Here is a 16,151-nt window from a genome sequence, read left to right as displayed (position 1 = left end):
CAAAGAGAAAGGACATATTATGGCAACGCCTCTCGTCGTTTCCGAAGTCGCCAAATCCTTCACCATGCATTTGCGTGGCGGAACGCTGCTTCCCGTCATCCAGGACGTCAACTTTTCGGTGAAGGCCGGCGAATGCGTCGTGCTCGGCGGCCCCTCGGGTGCCGGCAAGAGCTCGATCCTCAAGATGCTGTTTGGCAATTATGGGGTCGATTGCGGCCAGATCCTCGTCAAGCATGAGGACCGTGTCATCGATCTCGCCAGCGCTGATCCGCGCACCGTGATCGATGTCCGCCGCAAGACCATCGGCTATGTCAGCCAGTTCCTGCGCGTCGTGCCGCGCGTCTCTGCGGTCGATATCGTCGCCGAACCGCTTGCCGCACGCGGAACGCCCATCGAGGCTGCCCGCGCCCGCGCCGAAGAGCTGCTTTCCGCACTCAACCTGCCGCGCGAACTCTGGTCGCTGCCGCCGGCCACCTTCTCCGGTGGCGAGCAGCAGCGCGTCAACATAGCGCGCGGCTTCATCACCGACCATCCGATCCTGCTTCTCGACGAACCGACCGCCTCGCTCGACGCGAAGAACCGCGAGGTTGTCATCGCCATGATCGAGGAGAAAAAGCAGGCGGGCGTGGCGCTTCTCGGCATCTTCCATGACGAGGATGTGCGCGAGCGCGTCGCCGACCGCATCATCGACGTTTCCGGTTTCTCCGCGCGAAAGGCTGCCTGATCCATGACCAAGCTTTCCATCGCCCCCTTGATCGATCCGACCGCCAAGGTGAAGGACTGCACCCTCGGCCGTTATACCGAGATCGCCGAACTCTGCCGCGTCAGCGAAACGGAACTGGGAGACTATTCCTATATCGAGCGCGGCAGCATGGTCTGGTGCGCGACGATCGGCAAGTTCGCCAATATCGCCGCCGATGTCCGCATCAATGCCACCAAGCATCCGATGTGGCGGGCAACGCTCCACCACTTCACCTATCGCGCCGGCGATTACTGGCCGGATGCGGAGGATGAGAAGGACTTCTTCTCCTGGCGCCGCGAAAATCGTGTCACAGTCGGTCATGATACATGGATCGGCCACGGCGCGATCCTTCTTCCCGGTGTCACAATCGGCAATGGCGCTGTCATCGGCGCAGGCGCGGTTGTCTCGAAGGATGTCGCCCCATACACCATCGTCGGCGGCGTGCCGGCAGCACCGATCCGCGAACGTTTCCCGAAAGAAATAGTCGAGCGTTTCGAAGCGCTTGCCTGGTGGGATTGGGAGCACGACGCACTGCGGGGCGCGCTGGAAGATTTCCGTGCGCTCGACGCCGAGGCCTTCCTGGCGAAATACGAATGACGGCGTCACAAAAGCCGTCACAAAATTGCAAAATGAAATTCAAGAAACTGCAATAAAACTGACATCGCGGCTTCAAGCTCGGGCGATAGCGTTTTTCCTAACAAAAAATGAAACAGGGACTTGGTTCATGTTCGAGCTCAAGCAAGTGAGCCGCGTGTTTGGTCGCAAGACGGCCGTCGATTCCGTCAGCTTCTCGATTCCGTCCGGCCAGATGGTCGGCGTCATCGGTCGTTCGGGTGCTGGCAAGTCCACCTTGATGCGGATGCTCAACCGGCTTTCGGACCCGACCTCCGGCTCGATCGTCTTTGACGGTCAGGAAGTCTCGGCTCTGAAGGGCGCGGCACTGCGCCGCTGGCATCGCGATTGCGCGATGATCTTCCAGCAGTTCAACCTCGTCCCCCGCCTCGACGTGCTGACCAATGTGATGCTCGGCCGCCTGAACCACCGCTCCACCGCCATGAGCGTGCTGGGCCTCTTCACCCGCGAAGAGCGGATCATGGCGATTGCTGCCCTTGAGCGTCTCGGCATCGAACAGACGGCGCTTCAGCCGGCCGGCACGCTGTCGGGCGGCCAGCAGCAGCGTGTGGCGATTGCCCGTGCTCTCATGCAGCAGCCGAAGGTTCTGCTTGCTGACGAGCCGATTGCCTCGCTCGATCCGATGAACGCCAAGATCGTCATGGACGCGCTGCGCGACATCAACGAGCGCGAGGGCATCACGGTCATCACCAACCTGCATACGCTCGACACGGCGCGCGCCTATTGCCAGCGCATCATCGGCATGGCCGGTGGCCGCGTCGTCTTCGACGGCACGCCGGCGGAACTGACGACCGAAGCCGTCAACCGCATCTATGGCGCCGAGGGCGCGATCGACGAGAGCATGACCTCGACCGCCATCAACCCCATCCCGGCCTACAAGCCCGCCCCCGCCGGCGCGCTCATGCCTGCCGCATCCTGACGGCAACCCTTCGCCCGCCCGCGTCAAAGGCACCCGTCGCAGTTTGAAGACCTCCCGGCATTTCGCCGGTTTCACTGGAGAAAACCATGTTCAAGAAAGCCCTGCTTGCCGCTTCGGCGGTTCTCGCGCTCGCCGTCAATGCCGGCGCAGCCGATCTCAAGGAATTCCGCGTCGGCATCCTCGGCGGTGAAAACCAGACGGACCGCCTGCGTAACTACGCCTGCCTTCAGGATCACCTGAAGAAGGAATTCGGCTTCGAGAAGGTCTCGCTCTTCCCGGCTGCCGACTATGACGGCGTGATCCAGGGCCTCCTCGGCGGCACGCTCGACTTCGCCGAACTCGGCGCTTCCGGCTTTGCCAACGTTTACCTCAAGAACGCCAAGGCCGTGACCCCGATCCTGACGACGCAGCAGAAGGACGGCTCGACGGGCTACTTCTCGATCGGCCTCGCGCTCAAGTCCTCCGGCATCAAGAACATCCAGGACGCCAAGGGCAAGAAGCTCGGCTATGCCGATCCGGACTCCACCTCCGGCTACCTGATCCCGCTGACGCAGATCCCGAAGGACACGGGCGCCCCGAACGACAAGTTCTTCTCCGCCACGTCGTTCAACGGTGGCCATGAGAACAACCTGCTCGCCGTCTATGACGGCAAGGTCGACGTTGCAGTGGACGATAGCTCGGGCATCGGCGATTTCGCTGACGGCTACACCTCCGGCACGTTCCACAAGCTGGTTGCCAAGGGTAAGGTCGATCCGTCCAAGCTCGTCGAAGTCTGGCGCTCGCCGCTTATCCCGAACGGCCCGCTCGTCGTTCGCAACGAACTCGGCCAGGAATGGCAGGCAAAGCTTGCCAAGTTCTTCACCGAACTGCCGGCCAAGGATGCCAAGTGCTTCAGCGCCATCGAAGGCGGCGACTTTACGGGCTACGTTCCGGTGACCGCCGACAACTACAAGGCCATCATCGACGTTCGCAAGCAGGCGATCGGCGGCTGATCGACCGACATCATGAAGATGGGCGGCTCATTCGGGCCGCCCATTGTCTTGTTTGATTTCAGCATTTGACTGCCCCCTCCCGGAAATATCTGACGGAGCCACGATGAGCGTCGCCCAAACCGAACCGGTCCTGAAAGAAACCACGCGCGAGATCGTCACCGCGTGGGAAAGGACGACTTCGAGCCGCCGGCTCTATACGGTCATCGGCCTCATCCTGATCGCTATCGGCTTTGTCGGTTCCGTCCAGTATGCGGACGAGGCCAATGCCGGCCATTTCTTCGAGCGCCTGCCGCATCTCTTCGACTTTCTGCAATGGCTGATCCCGAGCGACTGGACTGACGTCTGGCGCGCACTTTTCGACCGCGCAAGCCCGCTCGACAATGGCAGCGAGGCCTATGATTTTGCGGCCGGCCGCGTCTATGTCTGGGGTGATTTCTACATCCCCGAATATTTCGAGCTGATGATCACCACGCTCAACATTGCGGTCCTTTCGACCATCTTCGGCTTTCTCATTGCAGTACCTTTGGCCTTCCTTTCGGCCCGCAACATCACGCCATCGCCCGCCATCCGCTTCGGCGCCCGGCGCGTCTGCGAATTCCTGCGGGCCTTTCCGGAACTGGTCTTCGCCGGGCTCTTTGCCGCAGTGCTGTCGGCAGGCCCTGTCCCGGCCATTGCCGCCATCCTGCTTCACACGATCGGCGCGCTGGGCAAGCTGTTCTACGAGATCATCGAAAATATCGACATGAAGCCGGATGAGGGCGTGCAGTCCGTCGGCGGCACGCGGCTGGAGCGCATCCGTTTTGCCGCGATGCCGCAGGTCCTGCCCAATCTCATTTCCTATGGCCTGCTACGTCTTGAAATCAATGTCCGCGCCTCGACCATCATCGGCGCCGTCGGCGGCGGCGGCATCGGCGAAGAGCTGCGGCTGGCGATTTCGCGCGGCTTCGGCGCCAAGACGCTGGCGCTGCTTCTGCTGCTTTTCCTGACGATCATCGCGGTCGACCAGCTTTCCGCCTGGATGCGCAAGAAGCTCGTCGGCGAACATCAATTCCTGCTGGCGCATTGAGGGGATGACCACGATGACGATGATCAACACCTTTGACCGCCGCGATATCGAAGCGCGCTTCCCCGAACTTCTCCACCGCACGCGCTGGCAGCGCTTCGGCACGCCGCTCGTGATCATCGGAACGCTGCTCTATGTTCTTTATGCGGTCTGGTTCTTCAACCTGCCGAAGCTGGTCGCCGAAGCCCATTGGGAGCGCTTCGGCATCAATCTGCTGCAATGGGTGAGCTACGACGTGCAGCCGCAGTTCCGCGTCAAGGACAACGGCACGATCGATATCCGCTACCCGCGCTTCTCGGTGCTGGGCGATGACCCGAAGCAACCCGCCTGGATCAAGACGGAGACGGATGGCTCCTACACCATCGATATCGGTGGCGGAGTGCATATCGGCCGCACCGAAACGGTCGTCACAGCGCATGGAACGAGCGTGACGATCAAGACTGCCGGCGATGTTCCGACGGTCGTCGGCGCGCCGCCTGCCTGGGTCGGTGTCGCGCCAGACAATGTTCAGGTCGATCTCGGTCTGTCCGGGCGGCTCAGCATCGATGCCAACCGCGTAAAGGTGGTGAAGCGCTTCTTCGGCTGGCCGAATTTCATTTTCGACCCCACCTCGCCCTTCTTCGGCAAGCCGACCGGCGAGGTCGTGAGCCTGATCGTTTCCGGCGACCGGATCGATCCGAGCCAGTCGAACCTGTCGCTGGCCTTCGACAATTTCTGGAACAACATGACCTGGCAGCACGGTGACGTCTGGACCAAGCTCTTCCAGACCATCGTCATGGCCTTCCTCGGCACATTGCTCGGCGCCATCGTCGGCTTCCCGCTCGCCTTCCTGGCGGCGCGCAACATCACGCGGAACCGGCTGCTGAACAGCACGCTCAAGCGCTTCTTCGACTTCATGCGCTCCGTCGACATGCTGATCTGGGGCCTGTTCCTCACTCGCGCCTTCGGCCCCGGCCCGCTGTCGGGCAGCGGCGCGATCTTCCTCATGGAAGTCGGCTCGCTCGGCAAGCTCTATGCAGAGGCGCTCGAAAATATCGACAACAAGCCGCGCGAAGGCATCCGCTCGGTGGGCGCATCGCCGATCGCCGTCCAGCGCTACGGCGTCCTGCCACAGGTCATGCCGGTCTTTGCCGGCCAGACGCTCTATCAGTGGGAATCGAATATCCGCGGAGCGACCATCATCGGCGCCATCGGCGCGGGCGGTATCGGCCTGAAAATCTGGGAAGCCATGCGTACCAACGACAATTGGCAGAACGTCGCCTACATGGTGCTTCTGCTGCTCATCGTGGTCTATTTCTTCGACATGGTTTCGAACAAGCTGCGCAGCGCGATCGTCGGCGAAAAGTTGATCTGACCATGCCGGTTTTCGACCAAAGGACTGTCATAATACGGGTCTATCTGCGAGGCTTGAGAGCACCAAGCCGATTCCCCGTTTGCCAGTCCAGAACCCTTTAGTTTGAAACCAAGGAAGCCTGCCTTGCGTTACGCGATCTATTTTTCGACCGAAGCCGATCATCCGTTGACCGAGGCCGCCGCGCTGTGGCTCGGCCGCGATGCCTTCGGCGAGGATGTTCCCCCGGCCGTCGGCCGTGAGGAATTGGTCGCCGAACCGGCACGCTACGGCTTCCACGGCACGCTGAAAGCGCCGTTTCATCTGCACAAGGGCATTGACGCTGCGAGCCTGTTCGATGCCTTCGATGAATTCTGCGCCGAGACGCCGGCTTTCGAAATTCCGGAGATCGTCATCGGCCAGCTCGGCCCCTTCTTCGCACTCGTCCCCGGCAAAGATGCGCATGCCGGCATCAATGCGCTGGCGGAAGCCTGTGTTCGCACCTTCGAACCCTTCCGCGCACCCTTGAGTGAAGTGGATATCGCGCGGCGCAAGCCCGACGCGCTGCCCGAACGGCAGCGCCAATATGTCCTCGAATGGGGCTACCCCTACGTCTTCGAGGAATTCAGATTTCACATGACGCTGACCGGCGCCGTGCCGGAAGCCGACAGGAGTGACGTGAGAAGCAGGCTCGACATGCATTTCGGCGCCTTTGCCGGAAAGCCGCTCGCCGCCTCGCATCTGGCACTCTTCGTCGAGCCCGAACGCGGCGCACCCTTCAACGTCGAACGGATCAAGCCGCTGAAGACGGCATAAGGAAAGGCAAGAACAATGACTGCGGAATTTGTGATCAGAAACGCCCGGATCGTCCTCGAGGACGAGGTGCGGCATGGCGCGGTTCTCGTCCGCGACGGACTGATCGCCGACATTTCGGCGGACTCCGCCGCCCCGGGCGAGGATTTCGATGGCGACTACGTCATTCCCGGCCTCGTGGAACTCCATACCGACCATCTGGAATCGCATTATTCGCCGCGCCCCGGTGTGCGCTGGAACATGATGTCGGCCATCCAGGCGCATGACGCGCAGGTCTCCTCTTCCGGCATCACGACCGTCTTCGACTGCCTGCGCATGGGCTCCGACGAGGATGGCGGTTTCGACGACGGCGAGATGCGGATGATGGCGGATGCCCTGAAACAGGCCGCCGACGAGGATCGCCTGCGCGCCGACCATTTCATCCACCTGCGCTGCGAAGTCTCGTCGCACAATGTGCTCGACCACTTCAACGCCTTCGGTGATGTCGCCGCCGTCCGCCTTGCCTCGATGATGGACCATGCGCCGGGCCAGCGTCAGTTCCAGACGATGGACCAGTACACGCTCTACTACAAAACCAAGCGTGGCCTCTCCGACGAGCAGTTCGCCGAATTTGTGCAGCGTCGCCTCGAAGCCTCTGAAAAATATGCCAACAAGCACCGCATCGTCATTGCGGATAGCTGCCATGCGCGCGGTATTTCGATTGCCTCGCATGATGACGCAACGCTCGACCATGTCGAGGAAGCCAAGGGCTTCGGCGTGCGTCTGGCCGAATTCCCGACCAGCATGGAAGCGGCACGCGCCTCGCACGAGGCCGGCATGAGCGTGCTGATGGGCGCGCCGAACATCGTGCGCGGCAAATCGCATTCCGGCAATATTGCCGCCCGCGATCTCGCCGAAAACGGCGTTCTGGACGTGCTTTCGTCGGACTACGTCCCGCTCAGCCTCATCCATGCGCCCTTCATTCTGGCCGATACGCATGAGGACATTTCGCTGCCGAAGGCGCTGGCCATGGTGACATCGACGCCGGCCCGTGCCGTCAGTCTCGATGACCGTGGCCGCATCGCGCCGGGCCTGCGCGCCGACCTCGTGCGCGTGCGCCGCAACGAAGGCGTTCCGGTCGTGCGCGGCGTCTGGCGCCAGGGTCGTCGGGTGGCGTGATATGAGCCAGGGAACGATCTTCGTCGTCGTCGGCCCGAGCGGCGCCGGCAAGGACAGCGTCATCGACTACGCCCGCCGGCAGCTTGCCGGCGAGAAGATCTATCGTTTCGTCAAGCGCTATATCACCCGGCCGAAAGAGGCTGGCGGCGAAGATCACCAGCCGGTCGATCATGCTGCCTTCAGCGAGCTGGCCGCCGCCGGCAAGCTGGCGCTGCACTGGCAGGCGCACGGCCTGTTCTATGGCATTCCGTCGGAGACGCTGGATGATCTGGAGGCGGGACGCATTCTCATCGCCAACGGCTCGCGCGCAGCGCTTCCCGCGTTTCGCGATGTCTATGGCGACAGGCTGAAGGTCGTTCTGGTCACGGCGCCCAAGGAGGCACTTGCCGCGCGGCTTGCAGCCCGTGGGCGCGAAAGCGCCGAAAGCATCCTCCAGCGCCTTGAGCGCAGCGGCGAGCTGGGCGACGAGACGATTGCCGATCTGGTGATTGTCAACGACAAGGAGTTGTCGGAAGCCGGCGATCGTTTCACGGATTATGTCAGCGCCCGCATCGACGCCTGATGCAGCGCTGACGTCTATCGACAGGTCTTTTTTGCCCTTTTCCGACCTTGTCTGACCCGTTTCGGGATGCTAACTCGGCCTTATTGTCCCAGCCAGAAGCCACGGCACATAAGCGTTTACGTCAATCAACGCACCCGAATGCGCTTCAGCTTGCCTTGGATTGCAAGCGTGATGCAAACAGGACGTTGGACATGATGAGCGAAGAAACCTCCCCCTCCCTCGCCGCCCCGAAGCTCGAACGCGTGCGCCACGATTTGAAGTGGCGGACCCTGACGGTCGCAAAGATCGAGCGGCTTTCACCCGGCATGCTGCGCCTTCATCTGACAAGCGACGAGCTGTCCGATTTCACCAGCCTCTCGCCGGACGATCATATCAAGATTCTCCTGCCGAACCCCGATGGCGATCCCTTCATGCGGGATTACACGCCGCGTCTCTTCGACAATGCGTCAGCAAGCCTCGTCATTGATTTTGCCGTTCACGAAGCGGGCCCTGCGACGCTCTGGGCATTGTCGGCAAAGATCGGCGACACGGTGAAGATCGGCGGCCCGCGTGGATCGGTCGTGATCAAGGGTCCGATTGCGAAGTGGCTGCTGGTCGGCGACGAGGCCGCCCTTCCGGCGATCGGCCGTCGTATCGAGGAAACGGAAGCCGGAATTTCCGTAACAAGCGTCATCGCCGTCGAAAGCTCGGAAGACCGACAGAGCTTTGTCAGTGCTGCCGCGCATGACGAAATCTGGGTTCATCGCCCACTTTCGCAGGGCGACCGACCCGACGCAATGATTGCCGCGCTGGACAAGATCGACATCGGCACCGACACATTTGTCTGGATTGCTGCCGAAGCCAAAGTGGCAAAGGCAATCCGCGTCTATATGACGGAAAAACGTGGGATTCCCGCAGGCTGGTTCAAGGCTGCGGGCTATTGGCAAAAGGGCGAAGCGGGCGCGCATGTCGCGATCGAGTGATCGCGCCCGGACGACGTCTCATATCAAGCGGTGATCAGTTTCGCGACCAGCTGACCGACTTGCAGACGATCTTGGCCAGCACGCAGCCACGCGTCGTCATGCTGGCCCCCTTGACGTTGACCTGCAGATTATAGGTCAGGCCGCGCTGCGGGTCCTCTGCCTTGCCTTCATACTTGCCGTCACCGGCAGGGCTGACATTCATGATCAGCTTGTCGCCGACCTTTTCGCTCGGCGTACCAGGCTTGATCCAGAGATTGGTCGCGCAGAGCGCCGATCCGCAGCTGTCGATCTTGACGCGCGCATTGCCGTCGCCGCGTGACCAGACTCCCTTCATCGAGCCATCATCGGCCGCAAACGCCTGACCGGCACCGAGAAGTACAAAAGCTGCAAGTGCAATCCTGCGGTTCAACATCGCGAATATCTCCCAAAGTGTTTCAATACGCCAGATTACGCATCGAAGGTCGAAGCGGATTGTTCGCTCGCGACAATCATAATCCGGAACGCAATCACACCCGTATTGGTTTCATAGAAAAGAACTGGATACGGCGATGAACGCGCTTTCACTGATCATACCTCTCATATTCCTGTCCCTAGGCATGGCTGCCGCCTGGGCCGTGCAGCGCAAGACCGGCAACAGCGGCTGGGTCGACATGGCCTGGTCGGCCCTGACCGGCCTTGCCGCCATCATCGGCCTAGCGTTCGCCGGCGTGCTGACAACTGGGCCAGGCCTGATGGCCACCCTTATTCTTGCGCTCTGGGCCGGTCGGCTTGCCATTCACATTGGCGGACGCAGCCGCCTTGCCGGCGAAGATCCGCGCTATGCGGCGCTGATCGAGGAATGGGGCGACAAGGCACCCCAGCAGCTCTTCAAGTTCCTGCAGATCCAGGCCGTCGTCTCCTTCGTGCTGGTGATCTCCGTTCTTGCCGCAACAACAGGCACCACTGCGCTCACGAATTTCCACTACGCAGCGCTTGCCATCGCCGCCATCGCGATCCTCGGGGAGGCGGTCTCCGACCGGCAATTGTCGGAGTTCCGACGCGAGAACAAGGGCTTCAAGGGCATTTGCGATATCGGCCTGTGGCGCTGGTCGCGCCATCCGAACTATTTCTTCGAATGGCTCTACTGGTGCGCATGGGGCGTGATGGCGCTCGCAAGTGGCCCTGTCGCGATTGTGCTTGCCCTGCTCGCACCCGCCCTCATGTATTACCTGCTCGTCCATGTGTCCGGCATTCCGCCTCTTGAAAAGCACATGCTCGCCTCGCGCGGCGAGCTCTTTCGCCTCTACCAGATGCGCGTCAACGCGTTTTTCCCCGGCCCGACCCGCCCGCTCGTTTTGAAGGAGACAGTGAAATGACCATGATCGCCAATGTCATCAACGCCGCCGAGCGGGTGAACCTTCCGGACTGGCTGACCGCCGCCGGCGTGGAGTTTCTGGTCGGCCGCACCGGCCGCCGCCTCCAGACCGTGGCCGAGACCGATGAGGCCATGTTCTTCGAAACAATGAAGGCCTATCCGATCGCCATTCATACCGATGAAGCGAACGAGCAGCATTACGAAGTGCCGGCCGAGTTTTTCGGCCTGGCGCTCGGCGCGCGCCGCAAATATTCCTGCTGCTTCTATGACGGCGAAAACACCACGCTCGACCAGGCCGAAGTCGCGGCCCTGAAACGCACCGTGGAGAATGCCGGCCTCGTTGACGGCCAGACAATCCTCGAACTCGGCTGCGGCTGGGGCTCGCTGTCGCTCTACATGGCCGAGCATTTCCCGAATTCCGCGATCGTTGCGGTCTCCAACTCCGCCTCCCAGCGCGCCCATATCGAAAGCGTCGCCAAGGCGCGCGGCTTCAAAAACCTTGAGATCCGCACCGCCAACATGACGGAATTCGACCCGCAGGCGCAGTTCGACCGGATCGTGTCGGTCGAAATGTTCGAGCATATGTCGAACTGGCATGAACTCTTGACCCGCACCCGCTCGTGGCTCAAGCCCGATGGGCGGCTCTTCATGCATATCTTCACCCATCGCGACCGGTCCTATCGCTTCGACCATCGCGACCGCGCCGACTGGATTGCCCAGCATTTCTTCACCGGCGGCATCATGCCCGCGCATGATCTCATCCGCCGCTTCTGCGACATCTACAAGGTAGAGCAGGAATGGCGCTGGTCGGGCCAGCATTACGAAAAGACGGCCAGGCACTGGCTCGAAAATTTCGACAACAATGACGCGGCCGTACGCCGTGTGTTGAGCGAATGCTATGGCAAGGATGCGCAGATCTGGCATCGCCGCTGGCGGCTCTTCTTCCTCGCCACCGCCGGTCTCTTCGGCCACAACAATGGCGAGACCTGGGGCGTGTCGCATTACCGGCTGTCGCCGGCATGACGCTCGCCATGGAACGAAGCGAGAGCCACGCGCTTGATCCGTTGACATCGGCCGCCATGTCGGTGTCGACGGTCATCGCGCTCAACAAGCCGATCTATCCGCTCTATGTCTGGTGGCTCGCGCCCGATGCGCTGAAGGCGTCACTCTGGACGGCAGCGTCATTGCCGCTCTGGATCGCGCTGCCCTTCCTCGCTCGCAAGAACCCTTATCTGGCAAGGGTTTCGCTCGTCGCGGTCGGCGCGATCGATACGGCGGCCATCGGCATGGCGCTCGGCGACGGAACGGGCGCATGGCTCTTCCTCTTCGCCGCCCTGATGCTCGCCGCCATGTCCTTCGAGGCGGCGGAAGTCTGGACGCGGCGGATTGCAATTGCCTCCGTCTTTGTGGTCTTCGCTCTCAGCTACGGCCGTTTCCCAATTGGGCTTGCCGGCGCATTTTCGCCGGAAAGTGTTGCCACGCTCTTCAAGCTGAATGCGTTCGGCGCAGCCGCACTTCTGGCCTTCATCGGGCTTCGCTATCCCTCCTCACGCTGATCGCGTGAGGGTGATCTTTATGTTTTCCTGATGTGGCAGCCCCACCTTCGCAATCGAGACCTGACCTGATGCGGACATAGTATCCGGACCTGTAACAACAGGAGTCCGGACATGTCCGACATCATCTTTCTTGCGCTCGGCATCGGCACGTTCATCGTGCTGGCCATCTATGCGCGCAGCCTCCAGCGTCTGTGAGGCTTGCCATGATCATCCCCGTCATCGGCTTCGTCATCGCCCTTGCCCTCGCCGTCTATCTGGTCGCCACGCTGCTGCGACCGGAGAAGTTCTGAAAGACCGAGGAGAATAAACATGACACTTATCGGATGGGCCCAGATCGGCTTTGTGCTGCTTCTCGTGCTGGCCCTTATCAAACCGCTCGGCATCTACATGGCCAAGGTCTTTTCAGGCGAAAAGACCTTTCTGGCGCCGATACTTTCCCCGCTTGAAACCGGCATCTACCGGCTTTCCGGCATCAATCGCGACAAGGAACAGGGCTGGCTCGGCTATACGCTCGCCATGCTCGCCTTCTCGGTCGCCGGCTTCGTCGTGCTTTACGGCATGATGCGCCTTCAGGCCTGGCTGCCGGTCAATCCGCAGGGCTTTGCCAATGTGCCGAGCGACCTCGCCTTCAACACGGCGGCCAGCTTTGTCACCAACACCAACTGGCAGAACTATTCCGGCGAAGCGGTGATGAGCAACTTCACCCAGATGGCCGGTCTTGCCGTGCAGAACTTCCTGTCCGCCGCCACCGGCATGGCGCTTGCCATTGCCATCACGCGCGCCTTTGTCCGTTCCAAGGCTGAGACGGTCGGCAATTTCTGGGTCGATGCCACGCGGGCGACGCTTTACGTCCTGCTGCCGCTGGCGATCATCGTCACCATCGCCTTCATCTTCCTCGGCCTGCCCCAAACGATGGACGCTTCGGCGACTGCCACGACGCTGGAAGGCGCCAAGCAGGTCATCACGCTCGGCCCCGTTGCCAGCCAGGAAGCCATCAAGCAGCTCGGCACCAATGGCGGCGGCTTCTACAATGCCAATGCCGCGCATCCGTTTGAAAACCCGAACGCAATCGCCGACTACCTGAACATCATTTCCATGCTGTCGATCTCGGCCGCCATGGTCTACATGTTCGGCCAGATGGCCGGCAACCGCAAGCAGGGCTGGGTCCTGATCAGCTCGATCGCAATCCTGCTGATCGCCGGCATCGGCGCCATCTACTGGGCTGAAACCGCCGGCAACCCGATCCTCACCTCGCTCGGCCTCGACCCGTCGCTCGGCAATATGGAAGGCAAGGAAGTCCGCTTCGGCCAGGCTGCATCCGCACTCTATACGGCAGTCACGACCGGCCTTTCGGATGGTGGCGTCAACAGCATGATCGGCTCCTATACCGGTCTTGGCGGTCTCGTCCCGATGTTCCTCATCCATTTAGGTGAAGTGCTTCCGGGCGGCGTCGGCTCCGGTCTTTACGGCCTTGTCGTCTTTGCCGTTCTCTCCGTCTTCGTTGCAGGCCTCATGGTCGGCCGCACGCCGGAATTCCTCGGCAAGAAGATCGAAAGCCGCGAGATGAAGTTCGCCATGCTGGCAGTTCTCATCCTGCCGCTCGTCATCCTGGGCTTCTCCTCGGTCTCGGCAGTTCTGCCCGCAGCCGTTGCCGCCATCGGCACGCCCGGCCCGCATGGCCTGTCGGAAATCCTCTATGCCTACACGTCCGCTGCCGGCAATAACGGCTCGGCCATGGCAGGTCTTGGCGGCAATACGGTCTGGTACAACACCACGCTCGGCATCTCCATGCTGCTCGGCCGCTTCGGCTATGTCGTTCCGGTCATGGCCATTGCCGGCTCGCTTGCCGCCAAGCAGAAGATCCCCTCCTCCAAGGGCACCTTCCCCACCGACACACCGCTTTTCGCCGGCCTGCTGATCGGCATCATCCTGATCCTCGGCGGTCTGCAATTCTTCCCCGCACTGGCGCTTGGCCCGATTGTCGAGCACTTCGCCATGATGTCCGGACAGACGTTTTAAAGGTCATACGAAATGTCCAACAAAACAACATCCCCCGCCCTTCTTGACCCGGCCATCGTCGTGCCGGCCATCAAGGACGCCTTCATCAAGCTCGACCCGCGTCAGCTGATCCGTAACCCGGTCATCTTCGTCACGGAAGTCGTCGCCGCCTTCGTGTCGGCCATCTTCATCCGCGACCTGATCGGCGGCGGCAACGAGGCCGTCTTCTCGGGCCAGATCGCTGCCTGGCTCTGGTTCACGGTGCTTTTCGCCACCTTCGCCGAAGCCGTGGCCGAAGGCCGCGGCCGCGCCCAGGCCGAAAGCCTGAAGAAGACCAAATCGGAACTCGTCGCCCGCCGTCTCAAGGACGGGCGCGAGGAGAAGATCGCCGCCACGCTGCTGAAGCTCGGCGATATCGTCATCGTCGAGGCCGGCGATCTCATCCCCGGCGACGGCGAAGTGATCGAAGGCATTGCCTCGGTCAATGAAAGCGCCATCACCGGCGAATCCGCCCCCGTGATCCGCGAATCCGGTGGCGACCGCTCGGCCGTCACCGGCGGCACGCAGGTTCTTTCCGACTGGATCAAGGTCAAGATCACCGTCCAGCCGGGCTCGAGCTTCGTCGACCGCATGATCGCGCTGATCGAGGGTGCCGAACGCCAGAAGACGCCGAACGAGATCGCCCTGTCGATCCTCCTCTCGGGTCTGACGCTCGTCTTCCTGATCGTCGTCGTCTCGGTCTGGGGTCTGGCCGGCTATTCCGGCACGCTGGTCTCCGTGACCGTGCTTGCCGCCCTGCTCGTCACCCTGATCCCGACCACCATTGGCGGCCTGCTCTCGGCCATCGGCATTGCCGGCATGGACCGTCTGCTGCGCTTCAATGTCGTGGCCACGTCAGGCCGCGCCGTGGAAGCTGCCGGCGACGTCGACACGCTGCTTCTCGACAAGACCGGCACGATCACCTTCGGCAACCGCATGGCTTCCGAATTCCTGCCCGTACCGGGCGTCGACGCCCACGAACTGGCGGAAGCCGCCCTTCTGGCAAGCCTTGCCGACGACACGCCGGAAGGCCGCTCCATCGTGGCGCTTGCCAATGGCACCTATGGCGTTGCAACGCCGAATGTGACGCCCGATCTCGTCGTGCCGTTTGCTGCCGAAACCCGGCTGTCGGGCTGCGACATCGCCGGCCGCCGCCTGCGCAAGGGTGCGGTCGATTCCGTCCGCAACTTCACCGGCCTCACCGAAGCCGAATGCCCGCCCGCCTTCCGGCAGGCGGTCGACAAAGTCGCCCGCTCGGGCGGCACGCCGCTGGCTGTTGCCTCCGGCAACAAGCTTCTCGGCGTCATCCACCTCAAGGATATCGTCAAGCCGGGCATCAAGGAACGTTTCGCTGAACTGCGCGCCATGGGCATCCGCACCGTCATGGTGACGGGCGACAACCCCGTAACCGCCGCGGCCATCGCCTCCGAAGCCGGCGTCGACGACTTCCTGGCCGAAGCCAAGCCCGAAGACAAGCTCGCCTATATCCGCGACCAGCAGCGCGGCGGACGACTGGTCGCCATGTGCGGCGACGGCACCAACGATGCCCCGGCGCTCGCCCAGGCCGATGTCGGCGTGGCCATGCAGACCGGCACGCAGGCCGCCCGCGAAGCCGCCAACATGGTGGACCTCGATTCCAGCCCGACCAAGCTCATCGAGATCGTCGAGATCGGCAAGCAGCTTCTGATGACGCGCGGCGCGCTTACCACCTTCTCGATCGCCAACGACGTCGCGAAATATTTCGCGATCATCCCGGCGCTCTTCGTGGTGACCTATCCGCAGCTGGCTGCGCTCAACATCATGGCGCTTGGCTCGCCCAAGTCTGCCATCCTGTCGGCCGTGATCTTCAACGCGCTGATCATCATCGCGCTGATCCCGCTGGCACTGAAGGGCGTTTCCTATCGCCCGGCGGGCGCTGCCACGCTTCTGCGTCGCAACCTGCTCATCTACGGCCTCGGCGGTCTCGTGCTGCCCTTCGCCGGCATCAAGCTCATCGACCTCGTGGTCGTCTTCCTGCATCTGGTATAATC

Annotated in this window: 17 protein-coding genes; 16 read left to right on the top strand and 1 reads right to left on the bottom strand. The window is 62.0% G+C overall.

The window, feature by feature from the left end; genetic code table 11:
* Positions 1 to 19: 19 nt before the first annotated feature.
* The 10 genes from phnL (at position 20) to LQK84_RS10925 (ending at position 9,174) form a co-directional block, all read left to right on the top strand.
* A complete protein-coding gene (phnL, locus tag LQK84_RS10970) occupies positions 20 to 724 on the top strand; it encodes a phosphonate C-P lyase system protein PhnL (protein WP_230828757.1) in 705 nt (234 codons plus the stop codon).
* Positions 725 to 727: 3 nt separating this feature from the next.
* A complete protein-coding gene (locus tag LQK84_RS10965) occupies positions 728 to 1,339 on the top strand; it encodes a DapH/DapD/GlmU-related protein (protein WP_230828756.1) in 612 nt (203 codons plus the stop codon).
* 127 nt (positions 1,340 to 1,466) lie between these two features.
* Positions 1,467 to 2,294, top strand: a complete 828-nt coding sequence (gene phnC, locus LQK84_RS10960) for a phosphonate ABC transporter ATP-binding protein (RefSeq protein WP_230828755.1) — start codon at positions 1,467 to 1,469, stop codon at positions 2,292 to 2,294.
* 86 nt (positions 2,295 to 2,380) lie between these two features.
* Positions 2,381 to 3,286, top strand: coding sequence for a phosphonate ABC transporter substrate-binding protein (gene phnD / locus LQK84_RS10955; RefSeq protein WP_230828754.1), 906 nt, complete (start codon positions 2,381 to 2,383; stop codon positions 3,284 to 3,286).
* Positions 3,287 to 3,389: 103 nt separating this feature from the next.
* Positions 3,390 to 4,352, top strand: a complete 963-nt coding sequence (gene phnE, locus LQK84_RS10950) for a phosphonate ABC transporter, permease protein PhnE (RefSeq protein WP_230828753.1) — start codon at positions 3,390 to 3,392, stop codon at positions 4,350 to 4,352.
* A gap of 13 nt (positions 4,353 to 4,365) precedes the next feature.
* Entirely contained in the window at positions 4,366 to 5,703 is a 1,338-nt protein-coding gene (gene phnE, locus LQK84_RS10945) for a phosphonate ABC transporter, permease protein PhnE (RefSeq protein ID WP_230828752.1), read from the top strand.
* A gap of 123 nt (positions 5,704 to 5,826) precedes the next feature.
* Positions 5,827 to 6,495: a DUF1045 domain-containing protein gene (locus LQK84_RS10940; protein WP_230828751.1), complete on the top strand. Its 669-nt coding sequence runs from the start codon at positions 5,827 to 5,829 to the stop codon at positions 6,493 to 6,495.
* Positions 6,496 to 6,510: 15 nt separating this feature from the next.
* Positions 6,511 to 7,650 (top strand): alpha-D-ribose 1-methylphosphonate 5-triphosphate diphosphatase, encoded by a 1,140-nt coding sequence (locus tag LQK84_RS10935; RefSeq protein WP_230828750.1) that lies wholly within the window; start codon positions 6,511 to 6,513, stop codon positions 7,648 to 7,650.
* A 1-nt stretch (position 7,651) separates the two neighbouring features.
* The gene (gene phnN, locus LQK84_RS10930) at positions 7,652 to 8,212 is read left to right on the top strand and encodes a phosphonate metabolism protein/1,5-bisphosphokinase (PRPP-forming) PhnN (RefSeq protein ID WP_230828749.1); all 561 of its coding nucleotides are present in this window, start codon (positions 7,652 to 7,654) and stop codon (positions 8,210 to 8,212) included.
* A gap of 191 nt (positions 8,213 to 8,403) precedes the next feature.
* Complete coding sequence (locus LQK84_RS10925) at positions 8,404 to 9,174, top strand: siderophore-interacting protein (RefSeq protein WP_230828748.1); 771 nt, start codon at positions 8,404 to 8,406, stop codon at positions 9,172 to 9,174.
* 34 nt (positions 9,175 to 9,208) lie between these two features.
* Here the strand turns inward: LQK84_RS10925 and LQK84_RS10920 are convergent, their stop codons facing one another.
* Positions 9,209 to 9,586 carry a DUF2147 domain-containing protein gene (locus LQK84_RS10920; RefSeq protein WP_230828747.1) on the bottom strand — a complete coding sequence of 126 codons (378 nt, stop codon included), beginning with the start codon at positions 9,584 to 9,586 and terminating at the stop codon, positions 9,209 to 9,211.
* A 136-nt stretch (positions 9,587 to 9,722) separates the two neighbouring features.
* On the opposite strand from LQK84_RS10920, the gene LQK84_RS10915 reads away from it, so the two are divergent.
* From LQK84_RS10915 to kdpB, 6 genes are all read left to right on the top strand, one after another.
* The gene (locus LQK84_RS10915; RefSeq protein ID WP_230828746.1) at positions 9,723 to 10,529 is read left to right on the top strand and encodes a DUF1295 domain-containing protein; all 807 of its coding nucleotides are present in this window, start codon (positions 9,723 to 9,725) and stop codon (positions 10,527 to 10,529) included.
* Positions 10,526 to 11,551, top strand: a complete 1,026-nt coding sequence (locus LQK84_RS10910) for an SAM-dependent methyltransferase (RefSeq protein WP_230828745.1) — start codon at positions 10,526 to 10,528, stop codon at positions 11,549 to 11,551. Before LQK84_RS10915 ends, LQK84_RS10910 begins: the two co-directional genes overlap by 4 nt.
* A gap of 8 nt (positions 11,552 to 11,559) precedes the next feature.
* The gene (locus LQK84_RS10905; protein WP_230828744.1) at positions 11,560 to 12,084 is read left to right on the top strand and encodes a hypothetical protein; all 525 of its coding nucleotides are present in this window, start codon (positions 11,560 to 11,562) and stop codon (positions 12,082 to 12,084) included.
* Between the two features lie 191 nt (positions 12,085 to 12,275).
* Positions 12,276 to 12,374 (top strand): K(+)-transporting ATPase subunit F, encoded by a 99-nt coding sequence (gene kdpF / locus LQK84_RS10900; protein ID WP_230828743.1) that lies wholly within the window; start codon positions 12,276 to 12,278, stop codon positions 12,372 to 12,374.
* A 19-nt stretch (positions 12,375 to 12,393) separates the two neighbouring features.
* Positions 12,394 to 14,103: a potassium-transporting ATPase subunit KdpA gene (gene kdpA, locus LQK84_RS10895; RefSeq protein WP_230828742.1), complete on the top strand. Its 1,710-nt coding sequence runs from the start codon at positions 12,394 to 12,396 to the stop codon at positions 14,101 to 14,103.
* 12 nt (positions 14,104 to 14,115) lie between these two features.
* The gene (kdpB, locus tag LQK84_RS10890) at positions 14,116 to 16,149 is read left to right on the top strand and encodes a potassium-transporting ATPase subunit KdpB (RefSeq protein WP_230828741.1); all 2,034 of its coding nucleotides are present in this window, start codon (positions 14,116 to 14,118) and stop codon (positions 16,147 to 16,149) included.
* Positions 16,150 to 16,151 lie beyond the last annotated feature (2 nt).

Origin of the sequence: Rhizobium sp. C4, from assembly GCF_021026315.1 — a bacterium.
Taxonomy (GTDB): Bacteria; Pseudomonadota; Alphaproteobacteria; order Rhizobiales; family Rhizobiaceae; genus Ensifer_A.
Note: the sequence above shows the minus strand (reverse complement) of the source record. Positions and strands in the feature narration are given on the sequence as shown.